Source organism: Pseudalkalibacillus berkeleyi, from assembly GCF_021608225.1.
In the GTDB taxonomy this organism is placed as follows: Bacteria; Bacillota; Bacilli; order Bacillales; family Fictibacillaceae; genus Pseudalkalibacillus; species Pseudalkalibacillus berkeleyi.
In genome coordinates this window covers 2,943,647-2,964,525 of the sequence record NZ_JAKIJS010000001.1, presented here as the reverse complement: position 1 = coordinate 2,964,525, position 20,879 = coordinate 2,943,647, and the positions used below count along the sequence as shown (strand labels likewise).

General features: G+C 39.9%; 17 protein-coding genes and 3 tRNA genes. All 20 read left to right on the top strand.

Annotation, left to right across the window (positions count from 1 at the left end):
* Positions 1–113: 113 nt before the first annotated feature.
* The 20 genes from L2716_RS15330 to L2716_RS15235 all read left to right on the top strand — a co-directional run bounded on the left by L2716_RS15330 (position 114) and on the right by L2716_RS15235 (position 20,877).
* Positions 114–1,106 (top strand): YkvI family membrane protein, encoded by a 993-nt coding sequence (locus L2716_RS15330; RefSeq protein WP_329610123.1) that lies wholly within the window; start codon positions 114–116, stop codon positions 1,104–1,106.
* Positions 1,107–1,211: 105 nt separating this feature from the next.
* Positions 1,212–1,409 (top strand): DUF951 domain-containing protein, encoded by a 198-nt coding sequence (locus tag L2716_RS15325; RefSeq protein ID WP_236337726.1) that lies wholly within the window; start codon positions 1,212–1,214, stop codon positions 1,407–1,409.
* 405 nt (positions 1,410–1,814) lie between these two features.
* The gene (ychF, locus tag L2716_RS15320) at positions 1,815–2,912 is read left to right on the top strand and encodes a redox-regulated ATPase YchF (protein WP_236337725.1); all 1,098 of its coding nucleotides are present in this window, start codon (positions 1,815–1,817) and stop codon (positions 2,910–2,912) included.
* Between the two features lie 852 nt (positions 2,913–3,764).
* Complete coding sequence (rpsF, locus tag L2716_RS15315) at positions 3,765–4,055, top strand: 30S ribosomal protein S6 (RefSeq protein ID WP_236337724.1); 291 nt, start codon at positions 3,765–3,767, stop codon at positions 4,053–4,055.
* Between the two features lie 17 nt (positions 4,056–4,072).
* Positions 4,073–4,612: a single-stranded DNA-binding protein gene (gene ssb / locus L2716_RS15310; RefSeq protein ID WP_236337723.1), complete on the top strand. Its 540-nt coding sequence runs from the start codon at positions 4,073–4,075 to the stop codon at positions 4,610–4,612.
* 52 nt (positions 4,613–4,664) lie between these two features.
* Entirely contained in the window at positions 4,665–4,892 is a 228-nt protein-coding gene (gene rpsR, locus L2716_RS15305) for a 30S ribosomal protein S18 (RefSeq protein WP_226552531.1), read from the top strand.
* Between the two features lie 662 nt (positions 4,893–5,554).
* Positions 5,555–6,274 carry a Type 1 glutamine amidotransferase-like domain-containing protein gene (locus tag L2716_RS15300; protein ID WP_236337722.1) on the top strand — a complete coding sequence of 240 codons (720 nt, stop codon included), beginning with the start codon at positions 5,555–5,557 and terminating at the stop codon, positions 6,272–6,274.
* A gap of 145 nt (positions 6,275–6,419) precedes the next feature.
* Positions 6,420–7,349 carry a YybS family protein gene (locus tag L2716_RS15295; protein WP_236337721.1) on the top strand — a complete coding sequence of 310 codons (930 nt, stop codon included), beginning with the start codon at positions 6,420–6,422 and terminating at the stop codon, positions 7,347–7,349.
* Between the two features lie 19 nt (positions 7,350–7,368).
* Entirely contained in the window at positions 7,369–9,342 is a 1,974-nt protein-coding gene (locus tag L2716_RS15290) for a DHH family phosphoesterase (protein WP_236337720.1), read from the top strand.
* Positions 9,339–9,785 carry a 50S ribosomal protein L9 gene (gene rplI / locus L2716_RS15285; protein ID WP_236337719.1) on the top strand — a complete coding sequence of 149 codons (447 nt, stop codon included), beginning with the start codon at positions 9,339–9,341 and terminating at the stop codon, positions 9,783–9,785. Before L2716_RS15290 ends, rplI begins: the two co-directional genes overlap by 4 nt.
* A gap of 20 nt (positions 9,786–9,805) precedes the next feature.
* Positions 9,806–11,170: a replicative DNA helicase gene (dnaB, locus tag L2716_RS15280; protein WP_236337718.1), complete on the top strand. Its 1,365-nt coding sequence runs from the start codon at positions 9,806–9,808 to the stop codon at positions 11,168–11,170.
* A 244-nt stretch (positions 11,171–11,414) separates the two neighbouring features.
* Positions 11,415–12,536 carry a CapA family protein gene (locus L2716_RS15275; protein ID WP_236337717.1) on the top strand — a complete coding sequence of 374 codons (1,122 nt, stop codon included), beginning with the start codon at positions 11,415–11,417 and terminating at the stop codon, positions 12,534–12,536.
* Between the two features lie 210 nt (positions 12,537–12,746).
* On the top strand, positions 12,747–14,036 hold the full coding sequence (locus L2716_RS15270) for an adenylosuccinate synthase (RefSeq protein ID WP_236337716.1): 1,290 nt from the start codon (positions 12,747–12,749) through the stop codon (positions 14,034–14,036).
* Positions 14,037–14,624: 588 nt separating this feature from the next.
* A tRNA-Lys gene (locus tag L2716_RS15265) sits at positions 14,625–14,700 on the top strand.
* 30 nt (positions 14,701–14,730) lie between these two features.
* A tRNA-Asp gene (locus tag L2716_RS15260) sits at positions 14,731–14,806 on the top strand.
* 105 nt (positions 14,807–14,911) lie between these two features.
* A tRNA-Phe gene (locus L2716_RS15255) sits at positions 14,912–14,987 on the top strand.
* A 252-nt stretch (positions 14,988–15,239) separates the two neighbouring features.
* On the top strand, positions 15,240–16,730 hold the full coding sequence (locus L2716_RS15250) for a peptidoglycan DD-metalloendopeptidase family protein (protein WP_236337899.1): 1,491 nt from the start codon (positions 15,240–15,242) through the stop codon (positions 16,728–16,730).
* A 177-nt stretch (positions 16,731–16,907) separates the two neighbouring features.
* Positions 16,908–17,615 carry a response regulator YycF gene (gene yycF, locus L2716_RS15245; RefSeq protein ID WP_236337715.1) on the top strand — a complete coding sequence of 236 codons (708 nt, stop codon included), beginning with the start codon at positions 16,908–16,910 and terminating at the stop codon, positions 17,613–17,615.
* A 5-nt stretch (positions 17,616–17,620) separates the two neighbouring features.
* On the top strand, positions 17,621–19,450 hold the full coding sequence (gene walK / locus L2716_RS15240; RefSeq protein ID WP_236337714.1) for a cell wall metabolism sensor histidine kinase WalK: 1,830 nt from the start codon (positions 17,621–17,623) through the stop codon (positions 19,448–19,450).
* Entirely contained in the window at positions 19,450–20,877 is a 1,428-nt protein-coding gene (locus L2716_RS15235; protein ID WP_236337713.1) for a YycH family regulatory protein, read from the top strand. Before walK ends, L2716_RS15235 begins: the two co-directional genes overlap by 1 nt.
* Positions 20,878–20,879 lie beyond the last annotated feature (2 nt).

Genomic DNA, 20,879 nt, shown 5'->3' with positions numbered 1-20,879 from the left:
TCCTTTGTAATAGTAGTATCAGTATACGGATAAAATTTGGACGTTATACATAAATCCGATAAATACTAGACGTTAGGGAGGATAAAGATTTGGTGCGATCAGGGTTTCAATGGATGTTTCTAATATTAGGTACCGTTATTGGAGCAGGGTATGCCTCAGGACGCGAACTGTGGCAATTTTTTGGCCAAGAAAGTGTACTGGCTATAGGACTGTTTTCCCTCTTGTTCAGTTATTGTTGCTATGTCATCATGTCGATTAGTCAACAACATAAAAGTATGCATTATCGCCCTATATTAGAAAGACTGATCGGGTCTCGTCTTACAATCTACTTTGATGGTTTAATCATTATCTATTTATTTTCAACAACTGTTGTAATGTTGGCAGGGGGAGGTGCGACTTTACATACCTTTCGAATTCCGTATTGGTTCGGGGTTCTAATCATTGTTGGATTATTGATCGTATTATTCTTCTGGGATGTCGAGGGCATGCTGTCTATGAACACGTTCGTCATTCCCATACTCGTTACTCTGTTAGTCTTTGTTTTGTTCGTCTTCACAAAACATCATATGACCGAAATTCCATTTGACTTTAAGCACCATGCAAACTGGCCATCTGCGTTCACCTTTACAGCGCTCAATATTTTACCTTTAGTTGCCGTGTTATCTGCAGTGGGGAATCAGATCCGTAGGAAAGGAGAAATCTTAATTGCTAGTATCGGAAGTGGGGTCATTTTAGGTGGCATTTCCCTTTTATACAATCAATCCCTGCTATCAATAGCCAATGAAATTGTCTTATATGAAATACCGCTCTTTGCCATTCTCAAGCATTATCCTTACTTTTGGGTGCTAATCATGTCCATTCTCTTATGGATCGCGATTTATACGACAGCTGCATCAGGCGTTTTTGGTATTGTCACGCGCTTCCGCAAGTCCATTAATCTTCCTCTTTGGCTCATGAGTGCCATTTTATTATTCATCATGATCCCGATGACAAGCTTTGGATTTTCTACGCTTATAGCGATTTTATACCCGATTTATGGCATCCTTAACCTATACATTCTCGCCGCTATCCTCCTTCAGCCATTTTTGAATAGAAGTGGAGGGTAAACGGATGTTAGGAAGCCCACTTAATAAACACAATGATAGTTGCGTATAAATGTTTTCCTTTGTAAGATATAGATATCAATAAGACCGTGATAGGAGGTTGACACTATGAGTCAAACAAAAGAATTTGAACTGAATGATATTGTTGAAATGAAGAAACCTCACCCTTGTGGAGAAAATCGATGGAAAGTCATTCGATTAGGTGCAGACATCCGAATTAAATGCATGGGGTGTGAACATAGTGTCATGCTTCCAAGAAGAGAATTTGTTAGGAAAATGAAGAAAGTATTGACTGAAAAAGAGTAAGCCGAAACCAACGGCTTGCTTATTTTTTGCTTATGAACAGTAAAAGGTGGACGCTTTCCGCGGGCAACGTTTCAGCCTCCTCGAACTCACTTGAACAGGACGTAGTGGAAGTTAGTCGAAGATCATAAATTTAGTGCGGAGTCTTCAGGCAGTTGCTTTTCCCGCTGGAGTCGCCGCCTTTTGTTTTTGTTTTGACTAACGATCACCATTCCCTGTACAGATGGACAGGTACCTAGGTGCTTGAGGTCACTTCTATATGGTTAATGTTTCACGTGAAACAAAAGACCTAGAAATGACAGGTTGAATATGCGCGAATCTGTTTCGTTGCTTGTCTTTTTGCTCATCTCTCTCTATAATTGGAAAAGATGTATAACTGGTGTTCACACATTAAAGGAGTGTATATAGATGGCTTTAACAACAGGGATTGTAGGATTACCGAACGTTGGTAAATCTACTTTATTTAATGCAATTACTCAAGCTGGAGCGGAAAGTGCAAACTACCCGTTCTGTACAATCGATCCAAACGTTGGAATCGTTGATGTTCCAGATTCACGTTTACAAAAGCTAACAGAACTTGTGAATCCGAAGAAGACGATACCAACCCACTTCGAATTTACCGATATTGCAGGTATTGTTAAAGGAGCAAGTAAGGGCGAAGGGCTAGGTAACCAATTCCTTTCACATATTCGCCAAGTAGATGCGATTTCTCACGTTGTTCGTTGTTTTGAAGATGAGAATATCACACACGTTTCAGGGAAAGTCGACCCTATTGACGATATTGAAACCATCAATTTAGAATTAATCTTTGCAGATATGGATACGATTGAAAAACGTATGACTCGTGTAGAAAAATTAGCACGTCAGAAAGATAAAGATGCTTCGTATGAATATGAAATCCTTTCTAAATTGAAAGCAGCGTTTGAAGCGGAAAAGCCTGCACGTAGTGTCGAACTGGAAAAAGAAGAGAAAAAGCTCGTTCAAGGTCTTCATTTATTAACGATGAAACCCGTTCTTTATGTAGCAAATGTCGCTGAAGATGAGTTGCTTGAAGGCGGAAACGAGCTTGTTGATCGTGTTCGTGAATTTGCTGCTAATGAAAATGCAGAAGTCATTGTCATTAGTGCTAAAGTGGAATCCGAAATTGCTGAGTTAGAAGGGGAAGAGAAGCAAGCATTCCTTGAAGAGCTTGGCATTGAAGAGAGTGGGCTTGATCAATTAATCCGTGCAGCTTACAACCTGCTTGGATTAGCAACATACTTCACAGCCGGCGAACAAGAAGTACGTGCTTGGACATTCCGACACGGTACTAAAGCGCCTCAAGCAGCGGGAATCATTCACACAGACTTTGAACGTGGATTCATCCGTGCGGAAGTTGTTTCCTATGATGACTTAGTAAGTGCTGGTTCAATGGGATCTGCTCGTGATAACGGAAAAGTCCGCCTCGAAGGAAAAGAATACATCGTCAAAGACGGAGACGTTATTCACTTCCGCTTTAACGTATAACAACAAATTGCGACTACCGGAAACGGTAGTCGTTTTTTTTTGAATGATTTTTGGCACAAAATCTTCCCTTATTCATTTTGTTGAGCATGTATGTCTTCTCTATGAGTGCTCCGTAGAACAGATTGCTCGCTGCCAAGCACCCATTCGCCATTAATGAGTGCTCCGTAGAACGAATTGCTCGCTACCGAGCACCTATTAGCCCTCTATGAGTGCTCCGTAGAACAATTTCTTTGCTGCCGAGCACCCATTAGCCATCTATGAGTGCTCCGTAGAACGATTTCTTTGCTACCGAGCACCCATTAGCCCTCTATGAGTGCTCCGTAGAACAATTTCTTTGCTACCGAGCACCCATTAGCCCTCTATGAGTGCTCCGTAGAACGATTTTCTTGCTACCGAGCACCTATTAGCCCTCTATGAGTGCACCGTAGAATAATTTTCTCGCTACCGAGCACCCAATAGCCATCTATGAGTGCTCCGTAGAACATTTTCTTTGCTACCGAGCACCTATTAGCCCTCTATGAGTGCTCCGTAGAACAATTTCTTTGCTATCGAGCACCCATTAGCCATCTATAAGTGCTCCGTAGAACGATTTCCTCGCTGCCACCCATAGACTACGAAACATCTTGTGCAATTTGATCGGAAATCAACTAATTTTAAAGAGCGACAAAGTTTTCGAAAACAGCCTTTCAAAAAGAGCAGATTACTGTAGAGAACGATTGATTTCCTAAAACCCTTGTCTATACTTAGGCTTTTTGCTATAATAGGTCGGTGTGAGTTGTTATTGAACAAATAATTGACTCTCCTTGCTTTTACAAACGTAAAAGCCGCTAAGACCAAAAGGAGGTGACCGGAATGCGTAGATATGAAATCATGTACATTCTGCGCCCGAATCTAGAAGAGGAAGCTAAGAAAGCAACAGCTGAAAAAGCTAAGAGCATCCTAACAGATAACGGTGCTGAAATTGAAAAAGTTGATGACATGGGTAAGCGTCGTCTTGCTTATGAAATTAATGATTTCCGTGATGGCTACTACTCAGTAATGTATGTAAATGCAGAAACTGAAGCTATTAACGAATTTGACCGTCTAATGAAAATCGATGACACAGTTCTTCGATTTATGACTATCGTAAACGAACAGCAGTAATATAAGGAGTGGTTCTGGTGATCAACCGCATTATTCTTGTCGGCCGACTAACGAAAGATCCAGAGTTACGGTATACTCCAAACGGGGTGGCCGTGGCGAATTTCACACTAGCAGTGAATCGTCCTTTTACGAACCAACAAGGTGAACGTGAAGCGGACTTCATTAACATCGTAGTGTGGCGCAGACAAGCTGAAAACGCAGCGAATTTCTTGAAAAAAGGAAGCTTAGCCGGTGTTGACGGCCGTTTGCAAACGAGATCTTATGACAACAATGAAGGTCGGAAGGTATACGTAACCGAAGTTATGGCAGAAAGTGTCCAATTCCTTGAACCTAAAGGATCTGGATCGTCGAATCAAGGCGGAGGATATGGTGGTCAAGACAACAACAATCCATTCGCAGGTTCCGGTTCAGGACAAGGTGGTCAAGGCGGCTACGGAAATTCTGGCAACCAGAATTTCGGCGGTGGCAATCAGAACCGTAAAAACGACTTTAATGATGATCCTTTCGCGAATGACGGTAAACCAATCGACATCTCTGATGACGACTTACCGTTCTAAGGACATCAACCATTAATAAATGAGCGAAATAAAAATAGAAGGAGGGGTAATAATGGCTCGACCTAGAGGTAGAAAGCGTAAAAAGGTTTGTTTCTTTACAGTGAACCAAATCACTTACATCGACTATAAGGACATTGATCTTCTTAAGCGTTTCGTTTCCGAGCGTGGAAAGATTCTTCCACGTCGTGTAACTGGAACTTCTGCGAAGTATCAACGACAATTGACTAGAGCAATTAAGCGTGCCCGTCAAATGGCATTGCTACCATACTCAGCAGAGTAGTATAAAGGACAGTAGGGATTCGTTCCCTACTGTTTTTTGATTAAAAAAATTGTAGTACGTAAGCGCTTAACGCACCTGAACAAGGCGATTGCGCTTTTCTTGATGTCTAGCTTCGCCACCAGACACTTGGATCATTTCAACCTTCCTGCGGCGGCAACAGCCTCCTCGTCAGGTTTCCAGTGACCTACGTGTCTATCAGGTGGCTGCAGCTTTTCTTGATGTCTAGCTGCATCGCCTAGGTGCTCGAGGTCGCTTCGTTTCCTCTTACAACACAAAGAGCGTGATATTGCGAGGAACTTCCAGCGCTCTTCGCACCTGAACAAGGCGATTTTGCTTTTCTTTTAAAAAATGTGCTGGAGACGTCAACACTTGTCCAAACAGACTTGTCCACTGAGCATAGTATAAGTATTGTAGCTAGTTAATAGAGCCGGAAATGTATGGCCAACCCCCATTCTCCTTTATTGTTATACCCTCATCTCGATTCCAGTGTAGAGGTGTCCTCCATCGCTTGACACACGATGTGAAATAAATGGGCCTACATGACCAGGTATCAATTAACTAGCTCAATTAAATGAATGAGCCTATTGAGCTCTTTTTCCTTAAGTAAGTTACATAACTTTTATAAAGGATTTCATTGTCGTGCATGGAACTTATTCATACTTATGGTGTTTTTAGGAGTGTTTATATTGGCATCTCAAATCATCGCGATGGGTGGAGGCGGCTTTTCAATGGAACCGGAAAACCCCTTGCTCGATCAATACATATTAAATCAAACCAATGTTAAAAAGCCGAAAATCTGTTTCATTCCTACTGCTAGCGGCGATTCTGATGGTTATATCAATCGATTTATGAACGCATTCAGATCATTGGATTGTGAACCAGACTATCTTTCGTTGTATCAACCTCCTCAGTCGATAGAATCATTTGTAATGGCGCAAGACATCTTATATGTGGGAGGCGGCAACACGAAGAATCTTCTTGCGCTTTGGCGAGCTTGGGGACTAGACACGATCTTATATCGGGCCTGGAAAAAGGGAACAATCCTTGCAGGTTTGAGTGCTGGGTCAATATGTTGGTTTGAACAGGGTCTTACAGACTCAATCCCTGGGAAGATAACACCAATCACCTGTCTTGGTTTCTTAAATGGAAGTAACTGTCCGCATTTTGATGGGGAGACTTCAAGAAGACCCGCTTACCTTGATGCATTATCTGAAGGGAAAATAAAAGAAGGAATTGCTACGGATGATGGAGTAGCGCTTCATTATATTGACGGAACACTGAAAAGGATTGTTTCATCTAGACAAGAAGCGTATGCTTATCATATGAGATTAAAGGATGGAAACGTAATAGAAGATAGGTTAAATCCTCATTATCTCGGCTAACATGACAGATAAGAACCCTTTTCTAATTTGAAGATCAAATGTGGTAGCTAATTTCATAGGTTATAACGTTTGATAGGCAATGGAATAACTCATACAATAGAAAAGGTATCTTACATACAGAAAAGGACACAGATGAGGTGACAAAGTGAATCAAACACGCGCACTAACTGAAGGGGCTATACTGGCATCCCTTTATGCTGTATTATTTTTAATAACGCTTTATGTACCGATATTATCTGCGTTTACATTATTTTTATTACCATTACCTTTTATTGTTTATACAGTGAGACATGGATTCAAAAAGAGTATATTACTCGGCATCATAGCGATCGTTTTGTCTGTTATTCTCGGTAGTTTAGCAGCTATTAACATACCGATTATGTTCGGTACGGTCGGAGTTGTATTAGGTGCGCTCTACCAAAGGAAAAGTTCTGCTTTTGCTTTGCTGTTAGGGGGGACGCTAGCTTATTTAGCGAACTTAATCCTCATTTACGTCGTTAGTATTTTGTTTATGGATATTAATCTTGCAACCTTATCCCAGCAATCTATTAAGGAGACGATTGCACTTACTGAGCGCGTTGGTGGCATGATGGGAGGAGACGTACAAGAGAGTGTCGAACAATTACAAGAATTAGTCACGATTATCCCTTATATACTCCCGGCATTTTTTATTCTAATGGCAGTAGTTCTCGCTTTTATAACGATCTTTATTTCGTCTTTAGTGCTCAAAAGATTAAAAGTCGACCAACCGGAATGGAAGCCGTTCCGTAACTGGTCTTTTCCAAGGAGTATCATGTGGTACTATCTTGCAACGATTTTAGTCTTTTTTACTAATCCGGAAGAAGGTTCTGCCTTATATATCGTTACAATGAATTTATATCTTGTCCTCGAAATCATACTCGTTATTCAAGGGCTAGCGTTTATATATTTTTATTTTTGGAAGAAGGGGAAAGGAAAGACCTTCCCTGTACTGATTACCATTTCGCTATTTATCATACCGCTAGGATTTTATCTCGTACGTATCTTAGGTATAATTGACCTAGGGTTTGATTTAAGAAATCGGATTAAAGCCTGAAGCATGGGAGCTGACCTTCATGCCAAAGTATTTTGAGAAAAGGTGGCAAGACTTACATATCATCTTGTTACTTGTCATCTTGGCTGTATTTATTGGCATCATTACCTTTTATAATTGGATTGTCGGAATCGTTGCTTTTGTCGTCTTAAGCGCAACGATTTATTTTGCTTTGATTAAAGAAATTGAATTCCGATCCAAGATTGAGGATTATATATCTACATTGTCCCACCGAGTGAAAAAGGTTGGGGAAGAAGCATTAATGGAAATGCCGATTGGAATTATTTTATATAATGACCAGTATAAGATCGACTGGACGAATCCTTATTTAACGACAATCATCGAACAGGAGTCGTTTATAGGGAACTCACTGAACTTGATTTCTGAAGAACTGATCCCTTTTATTAAAGGTGAAGAGAAAGAAGAGATCATAAAAGTTAATAAAAGGAAGTACCGAGTCTATTTAAAACGGGAAGAACGTTTGTTATATTTTTCAGATGTAACCGAACAAGTAGAAACGGAACAACTTTACGATGAGGAACAAACGGTCATGGGTCTGATTTTCCTTGATAATTATGATGAAGTGACGCAAGGAATGAATGACCAAGTACGAAGTAATATCAATAGCAAGGTGACCTCCATCTTAAATCAATGGGCAAATAATTACGGAATCTTCTTGAAACGTACATCATCCGAACGATTTGTTGCGGTTTTGAACCAACGTATATTGTCAGACCTAGAGAAAACAAAATTCGCATTACTAGATGAAGTACGTGACCTAACGTCGAAGCAGAACATTCCTTTAACATTAAGTATTGGTCTTGGAAGTGGATCGGCTCATTTACCAGACTTAGGACAACTCGCTCAATCAAGTCTAGACTTAGCGCTTGGTCGTGGTGGTGACCAAGTAGCCATTAAGCAAACGAATGGTAAAGTACGTTTCTATGGCGGAAAGACCAATCCGATGGAAAAACGGACACGTGTGAGAGCCCGAGTTATTTCTCATGCATTGACGGAACTCGTGTTAGATAGTGATCAAGTCATTGTCATGGGTCATAAGAATCCGGACATGGATGCGATTGGTGCAAGTATAGGAATTTTAAAAGTCGCAAGTATTAATGATAAGCCTGGGAGCATCGTACTTGATCAAAATGATGTGGATATTGGTATTCAAAGGTTGCTTGAAGAGATAAAAGAAGAAGAAGAGCTTTGGGACCACTTCATCACACCAGAAGAAGCGCTAGAGCGAGCAACACCTAATACGCTGCTCGTCGTTGTAGATACTCATAAACCATCTCTTGTCATTGAAGAGAAATTATTAAATAAACTCGAGAAGGTGATTGTCATTGACCATCACCGAAGAGGAGAAGAATTCATTAACGATCCTGTTCTTGTTTACATGGAGCCGTATGCCTCTTCAACTGCAGAGCTCGTAACCGAATTACTTGAGTATCAACCAAAGCTTCGAAAGATGGACATTCTCGAAGCCACAGCTTTACTTGCAGGTATTATAGTGGATACGAAAAGCTTTACCCTTAGAACAGGATCAAGGACGTTTGACGCGGCCTCATACTTACGGTCACATGGTGCAGATACGATTCTTGTCCAGAAGTTCTTGAAGGAAGACATTGCGCGTTACATGAAACGCTCAAGGTTAATTGAGAACGCCGCTATATATAAAGGCGGTATTGCCATAGCGCTTGGTGAAGAAGACGAAGAATATGGCCAAGTGCTGATCGCTCAAGCTGCAGATACATTGTTATCCATGTCGGGTGTGCTTGCATCATTTGTCATTTCGAAACGAATTGATGATAAAATTAGTATAAGTGCACGTTCATTAGGCGATGTGAATGTACAATTGATCATGGAAAAGTTGAATGGCGGTGGTCATTTGACGAATGCAGCGGCACAATTAGAAGATGTAACAATAGCAGAAGCGGAACGACGCTTAAAAGAAATATTAGATGAATATTTTGAAGGGGGAGACGAGGAATGAAAGTCATTTTCATGAAAGACGTAAAAGGAAAAGGAAAACAAGGGGAAGTGAAAAACGTTTCCGAAGGATATGCAAGAAACTACTTATTCCCAAACAACCTTGCGAAGGAAGCGAATAAAGGCAACATGAAGTCCCTTGAGAAAAAGAAAGAAAGTGAAGAAAAGCAAGCCGAAGAGGAACGCATCCAAGCTGTTGAGTTGAAAAATAAGCTTGAAAAATTAACGATTGAGCTTTCTACAAAAGCAGGAGAAGGCGGAAAATTATTCGGTTCCATTACAAGCAAGCAAATTGCTGATGAATTGAAAAAGAAGAAATATAAAGTGGATAAGCGTAAGATCGAACTTTCCGAACCTATCCGTACACTTGGATATACGAATGTTCCTATTAAACTCCACCCTGAAGTGACAGCAACGTTAAAGGTCCATGTCACTGAACAGAAGTAAATTGAACTGGAGGAAAAGCTATGAGTGATTTATTCTCAGATCGTATCCCTCCTCACAATATAGAAGCAGAACAGGCAGTCCTAGGGGCTGTCTTTCTCGAGCCTGAAGCATTGACAACAGCTACAGAACTGTTGATGCCAGAAGATTTCTATCGTGCTGCCCATCAGCGGATTTTTTCGGTAATGGTCGATTTGTCCGAGAAAGGTGAACCGATTGATTTGGTTACGGTAACGTCTGAACTACAGGATCGGAGGCTTCTAGAGGAAGTTGGAGGCGTATCCTACCTTAGTGACTTGGCGAACTCAGTGCCTACAGCTGCTAACATAGAGTACTATGGACAAATTGTGGAGGAGAAATCGTTATTACGACGATTAATCCGTACAGCGACCGATATAGCCGCAGATGGTTACGCCCGTGAAGATGAAGTTGAAGAGATTTTAAATGAAGCGGAGAAAAATATACTTGAAGTAGCACAACGAAAGAACGCAGGCGCATTTGTAAACATTAAAGATGTGCTCGTTGATGCTTACGATAATATTGAACAGCTTCAAAATAATAAAGGTGACATTACGGGTATTCCGACAGGGTTCGTAGAGCTAGACCGAATGACGGCTGGTTTCCAACGAAATGATTTAATTATCGTCGCTGCACGACCTTCTGTAGGTAAGACAGCCTTTGCCTTGAATATCGCTCAAAACGTCGCCACGAAAACAGATGAGAACGTCGCGATCTTCAGTTTAGAGATGGGTGCAGAGCAGCTCGTTATGCGTATGCTTTGTGCAGAGGGCAATATTGACGCCCAACGTCTACGTACAGGTGACCTACAAAGTGAAGACTGGCAGAAGCTAACGATGGCAATGGGAAGCCTATCTAACGCTGGTATTTATATCGATGATACACCAGGCATTCGGGTCAGTGATATTCGAGCGAAATGCCGCCGTTTGAAACAGGAAAAAGGGCTCGGTATGATTTTAATTGACTACATGCAGCTCATTCGCGGTAATGGCAAGTCCGGTGAGAACAGACAACAGGAAGTTTCTGAAATCTCACGTTCATTAAAAGGTTTAGCTCGTGAGCTAGAAGTTCCCGTTATATCCCTATCTCAGTTATCACGTGGTGTTGAATCGAGACAAGATAAACGTCCGATGATGTCCGATATTCGTGAATCCGGAAGTATTGAGCAGGATGCCGATATCGTCGCTTTCTTATATCGTGATGATTATTACGACAAAGAGAGTGAAGCGAAGAATATTATTGAGATCATCATTGCGAAGCAACGTAACGGTCCAGTTGGAACTGTCGAGCTCGCCTTTGTGAAAGAATACAATAAGTTCGTAAACCTAGAACGCCGCCATGATGAAAGCGAAATGCCACCTGGCGCATAAGTAGAAGGTAACCCTACCGACTCTGAAACTATCTAGATATAGCAAAAGGTTGAAGTTTTACGATTTCAATGATGCTATGGTAGATAGAGCAGATCGTTTGTAAGGGTTGCCTTTTCTTCATTTTATAGATGATAACTGAAGACAACATTCATGTTCACAATTGATTGAAATGTCAAGACTTACATTATTGTACGAAAGGTTCTATAGTAGAGGAGTGAATACATAAGTCGAAAGGTAATGATGAATGAAGTTACTATATGGATGGATTGTTACTTTGTCATTGTTGGTTATTGTTTCTAGTTGTTCTTCCTCTGTTTTGAATACGGTGAGTAATCCTGCGTCATCTACACCTAAACAATCGAATGAAGGTAAGAAGAGTGAATCCTTACCTAATAAAGAACAAAATGCTGAACCTATAGAAGATGACGCGATCACCCTTTCGTTTACCGGAGACATTTTATTAGACGGGACTGTTGGTGAAGCAATAAAGAAACACGGACCTGACTATCCTTTTGAAAAAGTAAGCCCGATCTTAAGTAGAGCCGACCTCACAATCGGGAACTTAGAAACATCCGTTTCGACAAGAGGGGTACCTGTCGATAAGTCATACACGTTCCGATCAACACCAGAATCACTAAACGGACTGGTGAATGCAGGGTACGATATGGTCAGCTTAGCAAATAACCATACACTCGATTATGGTTCGGAAGCTTTATATGACACGATGGATCATTTAAATGCAAAAGGCATCGGATACAGTGGAGCTGGTCGAAATTCTGAAGAAGCCTTTAAAGCCTATTACAAAACGGTAAAAGGAAAAAAGATCGCCATCTTAGGCTTAAGTCGTGTTTTACCTTTTGCTGATTGGGCTTCGACAGACAATCGTGAAGGTCTGGCATCTGCTTATACGGACGAACCGATGATGCATTATGTGAGGGAAGCAGTGAACAACGCAGATTATACATTTATTTATATCCATTGGAACAAAGAGAGAGCAGACTATCCTGAAGACTATGCTCGTGAGCTCGCAAGGAAGTTTATTGATGCCGGCGTGTCTGGTGTCATCGGTAGTCATAGTCACTCACTAATGGGAATCGAGTATTACAAAGGGGCGCCTATATACTACAGCTTAGGCAACTTCGTTTTCACGAATTCTCATAATCCAAAAGGTCATGAATCAATGATTGCAGATTTTAAGATTGAGGACGATCAAATTTCAACTGAGATCAAACCACTGAATATCATTGATTTCCAGCCGCAGCCAATAGATGAATTTTATAATCAATTTCTGATCGATAAAATAAATCGCCTTTCATATAACGTACAAATCAATGAAAATGGCGAAGTGAAGGAAACTTCTCAATAAATTTATAAATCATTATTGATAGATGCAGACTAACGCTTGCATCTATTTTTTATGTCGGTCGTTTTAAGGTTTTTTGAATTTTAACGAACATAAAGTATTTTTTATATAATAATGTTCGGATTTAATTGACATTACATATGTGAGTTGGTACACTTAGCATGGTTTTTAATGCTAATAACGAACTGTTTAAATACCTTGGAGGTGCACAGTATGAGCTCTGTAGTCGTTGTAGGTACCCAGTGGGGAGACGAAGGAAAAGGAAAGATTACGGATTATTTATCACAAGAAGCGGAAGTCATTGCCCGCTATCAAGGTGGTAATAATGCCGGACATACGATTGTATTTAATGGAAAGAAATATAAACTACATTTAATCCCATCCGGCATTTTCTTTGAGGATAAGATTTGTGTCATCGGAAACGGAATGGTGATTGATCCGAAAGCGTTAGTAGAAGAACTGAAATATTTACATGACAAAGGTGTAAGTACAGATAATCTACGAATTAGTAATCGCGCGCATGTCATTCTTCCTTATCATTTAAAGCTTGATATTCTAGAAGAAGAAAGCAAAGGCGAGAACAAAATCGGAACAACGAAAAAAGGAATCGGTCCTGCTTATATGGACAAGGCTGCACGTACAGGCATCCGAATTGCAGACTTACTTGATAAAGAAGAGTTTGCTGAGAAGCTTGATCGAAACCTACGTGAGAAGAACCGTCTTTTTGAAAAAGTGTATGAGGTTGATGGACTTAAGCTTGAAGATATCTTAGAAGAATATTACGAATATGGTCAGCAAATTGCTAAGTATGTTGGTGATACTTCAGTTACGTTGAACGATGCGCTAGATAACGGTCGACGAGTTTTGTTTGAAGGTGCACAAGGCGTCATGCTAGACATTGACCAAGGAACGTATCCATTTGTAACCTCTTCTAACCCAATTGCTGGAGGAGTAACGATCGGTTCAGGTGTTGGTCCATCAAAGATTCATCATGTTGTTGGCGTATCTAAAGCATATACGACACGCGTTGGTGACGGACCTTTCCCAACTGAGCTTCACGATGAAGTCGGTAACCAAATCCGTGAAGTCGGTAATGAATACGGAACAACAACAGGTCGCCCTCGACGAGTAGGTTGGTTTGACAGTGTTGTCGTTCGCCACGCTCAGCGCGTGAGCGGAATTACGGACCTTTCATTGAATTCGATTGATGTATTAACAGGAATCGAAACGTTGAAAATTTGTACGTCTTACCAATACAAAGGCGAAATTATTGAAGAGTTCCCAGCAAGCTTGAAGGTACTCGCGCAATGTGAGCCAGTATACGAAGAAATGCCAGGTTGGAATGAAGATATTACAGGTGTCCGCTCGTTAGACGAACTACCTGAAAATGCACGTCACTACGTAGAGAGAATTTCTCAGTTGACTGGCATTCCATTATCTATCTTCTCTGTCGGTCCAGACCGTAAACAAACAAATAAAGTAAGAGGCGTATTTTCTTCATAATTAAGATGAGCTGACCAGGATGATTTCTGGTTAGCTCTTTTTTAGATAGGTGGTAGGGGCTGATTCGAGTGTGCCGCAAACCGCTTTTGGAGACGACTCGGCGGGGGCTTAAACCACTTTTCTAGATAAATCCACGTTTTTCTAGATAATCGCTCAGAATTCTAGATAAATTCTCGTTTTTCTAGATAAATTCTCAGAATTCTAGATAATTCCCCAAATTTCTAGATAATGACCTAATCAGGGTTTAATTGCATCTATATAGTGGTCTAGAAAATATAAATTGGTAAAAATCAGTTCAATTTAAGTACAGATTGAACGATTTCCATCCATTATTAGTACAAAATCAATTGGATCTGTATAAGAATGATGTACAAACTGAAAACTTGTAGATTTCTCGTTGTAATTTGATAGATTACGTGATACTATTTATTTTGTCGGAAAAAAGGACACAATTGATTAATCATCATATAAACTTAGAGCCATTAGCTATGAACGAAACATCTATGAATAAACTGTGAATTGTCCTGACGCAGCACACTACGAAAGAGATGCTAGCAGAGGAAAGGACACAGTTTGAATAAGCAGCAAGAGCCATTAGCTCAGTCGGTAGAGCATCTGACTTTTAATCAGAGGGTCGAAGGTTCGAGTCCTTCATGGCTCACCATATAACTTAGCAAGGTACTCTTATAAAACTGGACCCGTGGTGTAGGGGTTAACATGCCTGCCTGTCACGCAGGAGATCGCCGGTTCAAATCCGGTCGGGTCCGCCATTTTTAATTAAATCTATTATTGTCTAGCTCCAACGCCCAGTCACTTTGGTCATTGCAACAGCTAGAGGAAGCAACAAGGGAAACACGGACTTTAATAAACAACTTGGCTCGATAGCTCAGTCGGTAGAGCAGAGGACTGAAAATCCTCGTGTCGGCGGTTCGATTCCGTCTCGAGCCACCATTTTATGTATTCAGCATGAGAAATCATGCTTTTTTTGTTGTCTTTTTTCCATATTCTCTCTCAATATCTATTTAAATGGAAATCTTTTTACAGCAATAATACAGTTCCGTTACAAAAGGATGTAAGATATTGTCGACTAAATAAGTCCTATGATAATGTAAAAGACGGTGAAACAAACATAGATAAAAAGTCACGTGTTTATATATTCAATTAGGAGAAAAGGTAGATAGAGAGGAGAACTACGGTTTGGGCATGGGGATCAGGAATTCACAAAAGCATAAAGAAACTATTATACAAAAAGTCATGATACTTACTTTATTCACTTTCGCACTAGGATTGTTCGGATTTAGTGCCAACACGTACGCGTCAGATGACCGTTTCGAATTAATTAAGACAGTCTATCATGTGTATGTCGATGGTGAAGAAATAGGAATAGTAGATGAAAAGAGTGTCGTTGAGGACACGAAAAAACAGATGATCAATAAGGCTGAAGATCGTTTCAAGGATATACAACTTACTGTAAATGAAGATATTCAGTACGTCCCTGAAAGAATCTTTAATCCTGAGATAAACAATAAAGCAATGAAAGAGAAGCTAGCTGACAAGCTCACTATTGGAGTAATGGGTGTCAAAGTTTCTTTTGATGGAAAAACGCTCGGTCACTTCAAAACGAAAGAAGAGGCTGAGAAAATAATTGAAGAACTGAAGCTGCAACACATTAGTGAAGACACACTTAATAGCCTTAAAAAGCAAGCTGTAACGAACACAAGCGATATTAAGACAATCTCACTATCTACGAAAGAAAAAGAAGAAGATAAGCAAGAAAAAGATCAAATTAAGAGTGTTTCATTCGATAAGCGTGTAGACATTACAGCTACTAAAGTGACGATAGATGAATTGATTGACCAAGAGAAAGCACTTTCTATCTTCAAAAAAGGGATACTTAAGACAAAAGTTCATGAAGTTAAAGAAGATGAATCTGCTGAGGAAGTAGCAGAGCAATATGATTTAACAATGGACGAGTTCTATGAGTTAAATCCAGGCTTAAAGAAGAAAGAGAACTTAAAAGAAGGTCAGAAGGTGTATGTCACTGAATATGCGCCGTTTGCAAAGGTGATCGTTAAAGAGAATGTAACGAAAGAACATACCATTGAGCATAAGTCTGAAGTGAAAAAAGATGACAAAATGCCAAAAGGCGACAGCAAGATCGAACAATCAGGGAAAGACGGAAAGAAGCGAGTACAATACGAAGTTACCAAAGTAAATGGAAAAGTAGCAGAAGAGAAAGTATTGTCTGAAGAGATTCTTTCTGAACCCGTAACTGAAATTAAGCTAGAAGGTACTAAGATTATTCCTTCTAGAGGAACTGGATCATTCCACTGGCCGACGGTTGGAGGATATATCTCTAGTAAGAAGGGTCAGCGTTGGGGAAGATCACATAAAGGAATTGATATTGCTCGACCGAGTAGTCGCTCAATATTAGCAGTTGATAATGGAACAGTGTCTTCTGCTGGATTCAACAGTGGTGGTTATGGTAACCGGATCATTATTAATCATAACAACGGGTTTAAATCCGTTTATGCTCACTTGGCATCTATGAATGTTAAAGTTGGACAAACAGTCAAGAAAGGCCAAAAGATTGGCGTTATGGGATCTACTGGTAATTCTACTGGTGTTCACTTGCACTTTGAACTATATAAGAATGGTAGCTTATTGAACCCACTGAAATATATTAGTCAATAAACGCAATTACCTCTGGTAGGTTTTACCTACTAGAGGTTTTTCTATAATTTGAACAAACCTAGGAAATTTCCTGTTAACGGCTTAGTGTGGTAAAATAAGTGAAAACTATGAAAAATAACGATAATGAAATACATGTAGTTGAATTGGTTTTAACTTTGTTGAAAAGGAGACCACATAATGGAAAAGAAAATCTTAGTAGTAGACGATGAAAAACCGATTGCGGATATTTTGCAATTTAACTTAGAAAAAGAGGGCTTTGAAGTTATTTGTGCTTATGATGGAGCAACAGCTATTGAAAAAGCAGAAGAGGAAAAGCCTGACATGATTCTACTAGATATCATGCTGCCTCAAAAGGACGGAATGGAAGTATGCCGAGAGATTCGCAAAAAGTATGATATGCCAATTATCATGCTAACTGCTAAGGACTCAGAAATTGATAAGGTTCTCGGACTTGAGTTAGGTGCAGATGATTATGTGACGAAGCCATTCAGTACACGTGAGTTAATTGCGCGTGTCAAAGCTAACATGAGACGTCACCAAACTGAAGGTGAAAAAGACGGAATTGATTCTACAAGTGAGATTAAAATTGGTGCACTTACAATTCACCCCGAAGCTTATTTGGTAACCAAGCGCGGTGACACAATTGAATTGACACACCGTGAATTTGAGTTGCTTCATTATATGGCAAAACATACCGGACAAGTCATGACACGTGAGCACCTTCTACAAACCGTTTGGGGTTACGACTATTTTGGTGACGTACGTACAGTTGACGTTACGGTCCGCCGACTTAGAGAGAAAGTGGAGGACAATCCGAGTCATCCAATGTGGATCATTACAAGACGTGGAGTAGGGTATTACTTAAGAAATCCAGACCAGGAGTAGTTTAAATGAAAAAGGTTGGCTTCTTTAAATCAATACATTTTAAGTTTGTTGTGGTTTATATTTTACTCATCATTATCGCCATGCAGGTCATTGGCGTTCTTTTTATGGAGCGGCAAGAAGAGAAGCTTAAAGGGAACTTCACGAAAAATATTGACGAAAATGCGGATATGATTGAAGTCAATTTAGAAGAAGAGCTTGAAAACTATTTGACCCAATCTGAGAAGGAAGAGTCACAGCAACGATTATCCTCGTTGCTTCAGGACTTTTCTTTTTCAGATATTGATAAAATGATGATTGTAAACGCTGATCGACAAATTATAGCTGCGAATGACCCAGCACTCGTCGGTAAGAAAACTGATGAAACGATCGTATCTCAAGCACTCCTTGGGATTGTTACGAATGAAATTTTCCAAAAGGAAGATAATGATAAGCTTGTTCGAACGTATGTCGTATCAAAACCGATACAAGTTGGCCAAGGACAAAACGGGCAGAAGCTTGGTGCGCTTTACATAGAAGCGTCGATTGAGGAAATCTATGAGCTATCACGGACACTCAACGAAATTCTAGCAAATGCGACAATTATTGCCCTGGCAATTACAGCAATTTTAGGCATTATTCTCGCGAGTACAATAACGAGACCACTTGCTGATATGCAAAAGCAAGCGCAAGTAATGGCTAGAGGAGATTTCACACGGAAAGTAAAGGTGTATGATCAAGATGAGATTGGACAGCTTGCAGCCTCATTCAACGATTTAACGAAGAAACTACAAGAAGCAAATGACATTACGGAAAGTGAACGAACGAAGCTTCGGTCGGTTCTTTCCTATATGACGGATGGGGTAATAGCAACGGATCGCGAAGGGTATATCGTTTTAATGAATGATCGATCTGAAGAAATGCTTTCGTTATCAAGACACGAGGCAATGGGTCGTTTTCTCCCTGAGGTATTGGGAATTGAAGAGGAGTTTTCAACAGACGGGTTAGAAGACTCAGCAAACTCACACATTTTGGACTTTAGCTCGAATGAAGTACCGTTTATTATCCGTGCAAGTTTTTCAGTCATACAAAAAGACGACGGACCTGTTAATGGTGTAATAACCGTCCTTCATGATATTACAGAGCAAGAGCAAATTGAAAGAGAGCGTAGGGAATTTGTTTCGAATGTTTCCCATGAGCTTAGAACGCCTTTAACAACGATGCGTAGTTATTTAGAAGCCCTTCAAGATGGCGCTATGAGCGATGAACAACTAGCTCCAAAATTCTTGAATGTAACACAACAAGAAACAGAACGTATGATTAGGCTTGTGACAGATCTTTTGCAATTGTCGAAAATGGACAATAAGGATTACAATCTCAATTTCCAAAAAGTGAATTTACGTGAGCTGATCCACCAAGTCATTGATCGATTCGAAATGTCTAAAAACGAGAAAATAACGTTTGAAAAGTATATATATGATAAGCCATTACCAGTACGAGTTGATCGTGATAAGATCATTCAAGTTCTTGATAATATTATTTCTAATGCCCTTAAATACTCTCCAGATGGAGGCAAAGTAATCTTTACCATGAACAAAGAAGGAAACAGTGTTCATATCAGCATTAAAGATGAAGGGGTCGGAATTCCGAAACAGAACCTCACGAAGATCTTTGACCGATTCTATCGTGTTGATAAAGCTAGGTCTAGGGAGATCGGTGGCACAGGTCTTGGGCTTGCGATTGCGAAAGAGGTAGTGAATGCACATAACGGTGAAATATGGGCAGAGAGTGAGTACGGGAAAGGTACGACCATTCATGTGAAGCTTCCTACTCACCAAACGAGGGAGGAAAGCGCATAATGGATTGGAAGAGAATCGTACATCATTTAAACAAATTCTACACATCCATTTGGGATAATATAGAAAAGATAAAATCTGCTTTGCTTTTTCTTCTTATCGCACTGAGCATATTCCTTACTTGGAATCTCTGGACGTATACGCCGAACATCAATGTTTTGGAAAATGAAGCCCCAATTAAAACAGCGATTGAAGAGGGTAAAAAAGAACGGTTATCAAATATCATTCAACCGAAGCAAATCATTATCCATCAAGATGGGAAGCACTTCTGGGCGTATGCTAAATCTCAAAAGCGTTTATATAAGCAATTACAATCGGCTACATTAGTGAATGGAGAGTTCGTCAATTTCAAACAAAATGCTGCCAGAGATGAAATTGAAATCATTTATCCAACATCCATTCCGCTTGAAGTATTGAAGGAAACCTTTACGTTTAGTAATAATAATTTTCTTTCTAATAAGAGTGGAAACGTTGAGAAAGTACAGGTTTTCAAAGACAACGACCAATGGAAGCTACAATTTGTTCTAGAAAATCCTCCAAAAGGAGAAAATCCTAGTGATTTCAAGATCCCTCAGTTTGAATTAACGAGTGATATGCAAAATACGATTAACAGCTTAATTACGAAAACACTAGAGGCAGGCCCTAAAGCAGAAGTTTCTAAAGTGTATATTACTGAAGAAGACACAGAACCCGTTTATCTTCCGAAAGAGAAAATGGAGATCAAGAGTTATTCATTCTTCACAAATGAAGTGAACATAGATCAATTTGTTAAGGCACTTCTTTTATCGAAGGATGTTGCATCTAGAAAATTTACTAATCCTAATAAAATCTTATATATGAAGCTGAGAAATCAAATTACTTACTATGAAGATAGCAAAGAATTTACGTACATCAACTGGAAGAATCAAGAGGATGGGATCCAACAAAATCCAATCATTCAGAGCTTAGATTTCATGAATAATCATCAGGGATGGATTGGAGAGGAGAACGACTATCACTTGTACCATTATGACTCCCAGTTGAATTCGGAAACAAAAAGCACACAGAAAGATTTACACTATCGTATGGTCATGCAAGGTTTTCCGGTTGTAGATGACATACCTAGCAACTCCATTAGTAAAATCGAAATAGAATGGATGAATAACCAGGCGGGTAAATACAGCCGGTCACTCATGTATCCACATAGTGTTATAGAATGGTCTAACGTAACTGTTCCCGATGGCGAAGCAGTCAAGAAAGCGCTAGAAAGAAAACTAGAAGTTTATCCAACTACGCAGATTTCAGATGTCATGCTCGGTTATAAAGCGATTGAAAAGGATCCAGCCTCTGGTGATTACGTTTTGACCCCGACTTGGTATTATAAAGGTCTGTCGTCGTGGATTGAGATTGATTTTGACAAAAATGAAACACCAACGAATAAAGGAGGGTAATG

Coding starts and splice junctions, on each gene's coding strand:
- L2716_RS15300 (WP_236337722.1), top strand. CDS start 5,555: ATGGTGTTTTTAGGAGTGTTTATATTGGCATCTCAAATCATCGCGATG.
- L2716_RS15270 (WP_236337716.1), top strand. CDS start 12,747: ATGAGCTCTGTAGTCGTTGTAGGTACCCAGTGGGGAGACGAAGGAAAA.
- L2716_RS15290 (WP_236337720.1), top strand. CDS start 7,369: ATGCCAAAGTATTTTGAGAAAAGGTGGCAAGACTTACATATCATCTTG.
- yycF (WP_236337715.1), top strand. CDS start 16,908: ATGGAAAAGAAAATCTTAGTAGTAGACGATGAAAAACCGATTGCGGAT.
- rpsF (WP_236337724.1), top strand. CDS start 3,765: ATGCGTAGATATGAAATCATGTACATTCTGCGCCCGAATCTAGAAGAG.
- L2716_RS15325 (WP_236337726.1), top strand. CDS start 1,212: ATGAGTCAAACAAAAGAATTTGAACTGAATGATATTGTTGAAATGAAG.
- L2716_RS15275 (WP_236337717.1), top strand. CDS start 11,415: ATGAAGTTACTATATGGATGGATTGTTACTTTGTCATTGTTGGTTATT.
- L2716_RS15250 (WP_236337899.1), top strand. CDS start 15,240: ATGGGGATCAGGAATTCACAAAAGCATAAAGAAACTATTATACAAAAA.
- L2716_RS15330 (WP_329610123.1), top strand. CDS start 114: ATGTTTCTAATATTAGGTACCGTTATTGGAGCAGGGTATGCCTCAGGA.
- rpsR (WP_226552531.1), top strand. CDS start 4,665: ATGGCTCGACCTAGAGGTAGAAAGCGTAAAAAGGTTTGTTTCTTTACA.
- walK (WP_236337714.1), top strand. CDS start 17,621: ATGAAAAAGGTTGGCTTCTTTAAATCAATACATTTTAAGTTTGTTGTG.
- dnaB (WP_236337718.1), top strand. CDS start 9,806: ATGAGTGATTTATTCTCAGATCGTATCCCTCCTCACAATATAGAAGCA.
- ychF (WP_236337725.1), top strand. CDS start 1,815: ATGGCTTTAACAACAGGGATTGTAGGATTACCGAACGTTGGTAAATCT.
- rplI (WP_236337719.1), top strand. CDS start 9,339: ATGAAAGTCATTTTCATGAAAGACGTAAAAGGAAAAGGAAAACAAGGG.
- L2716_RS15235 (WP_236337713.1), top strand. CDS start 19,450: ATGGATTGGAAGAGAATCGTACATCATTTAAACAAATTCTACACATCC.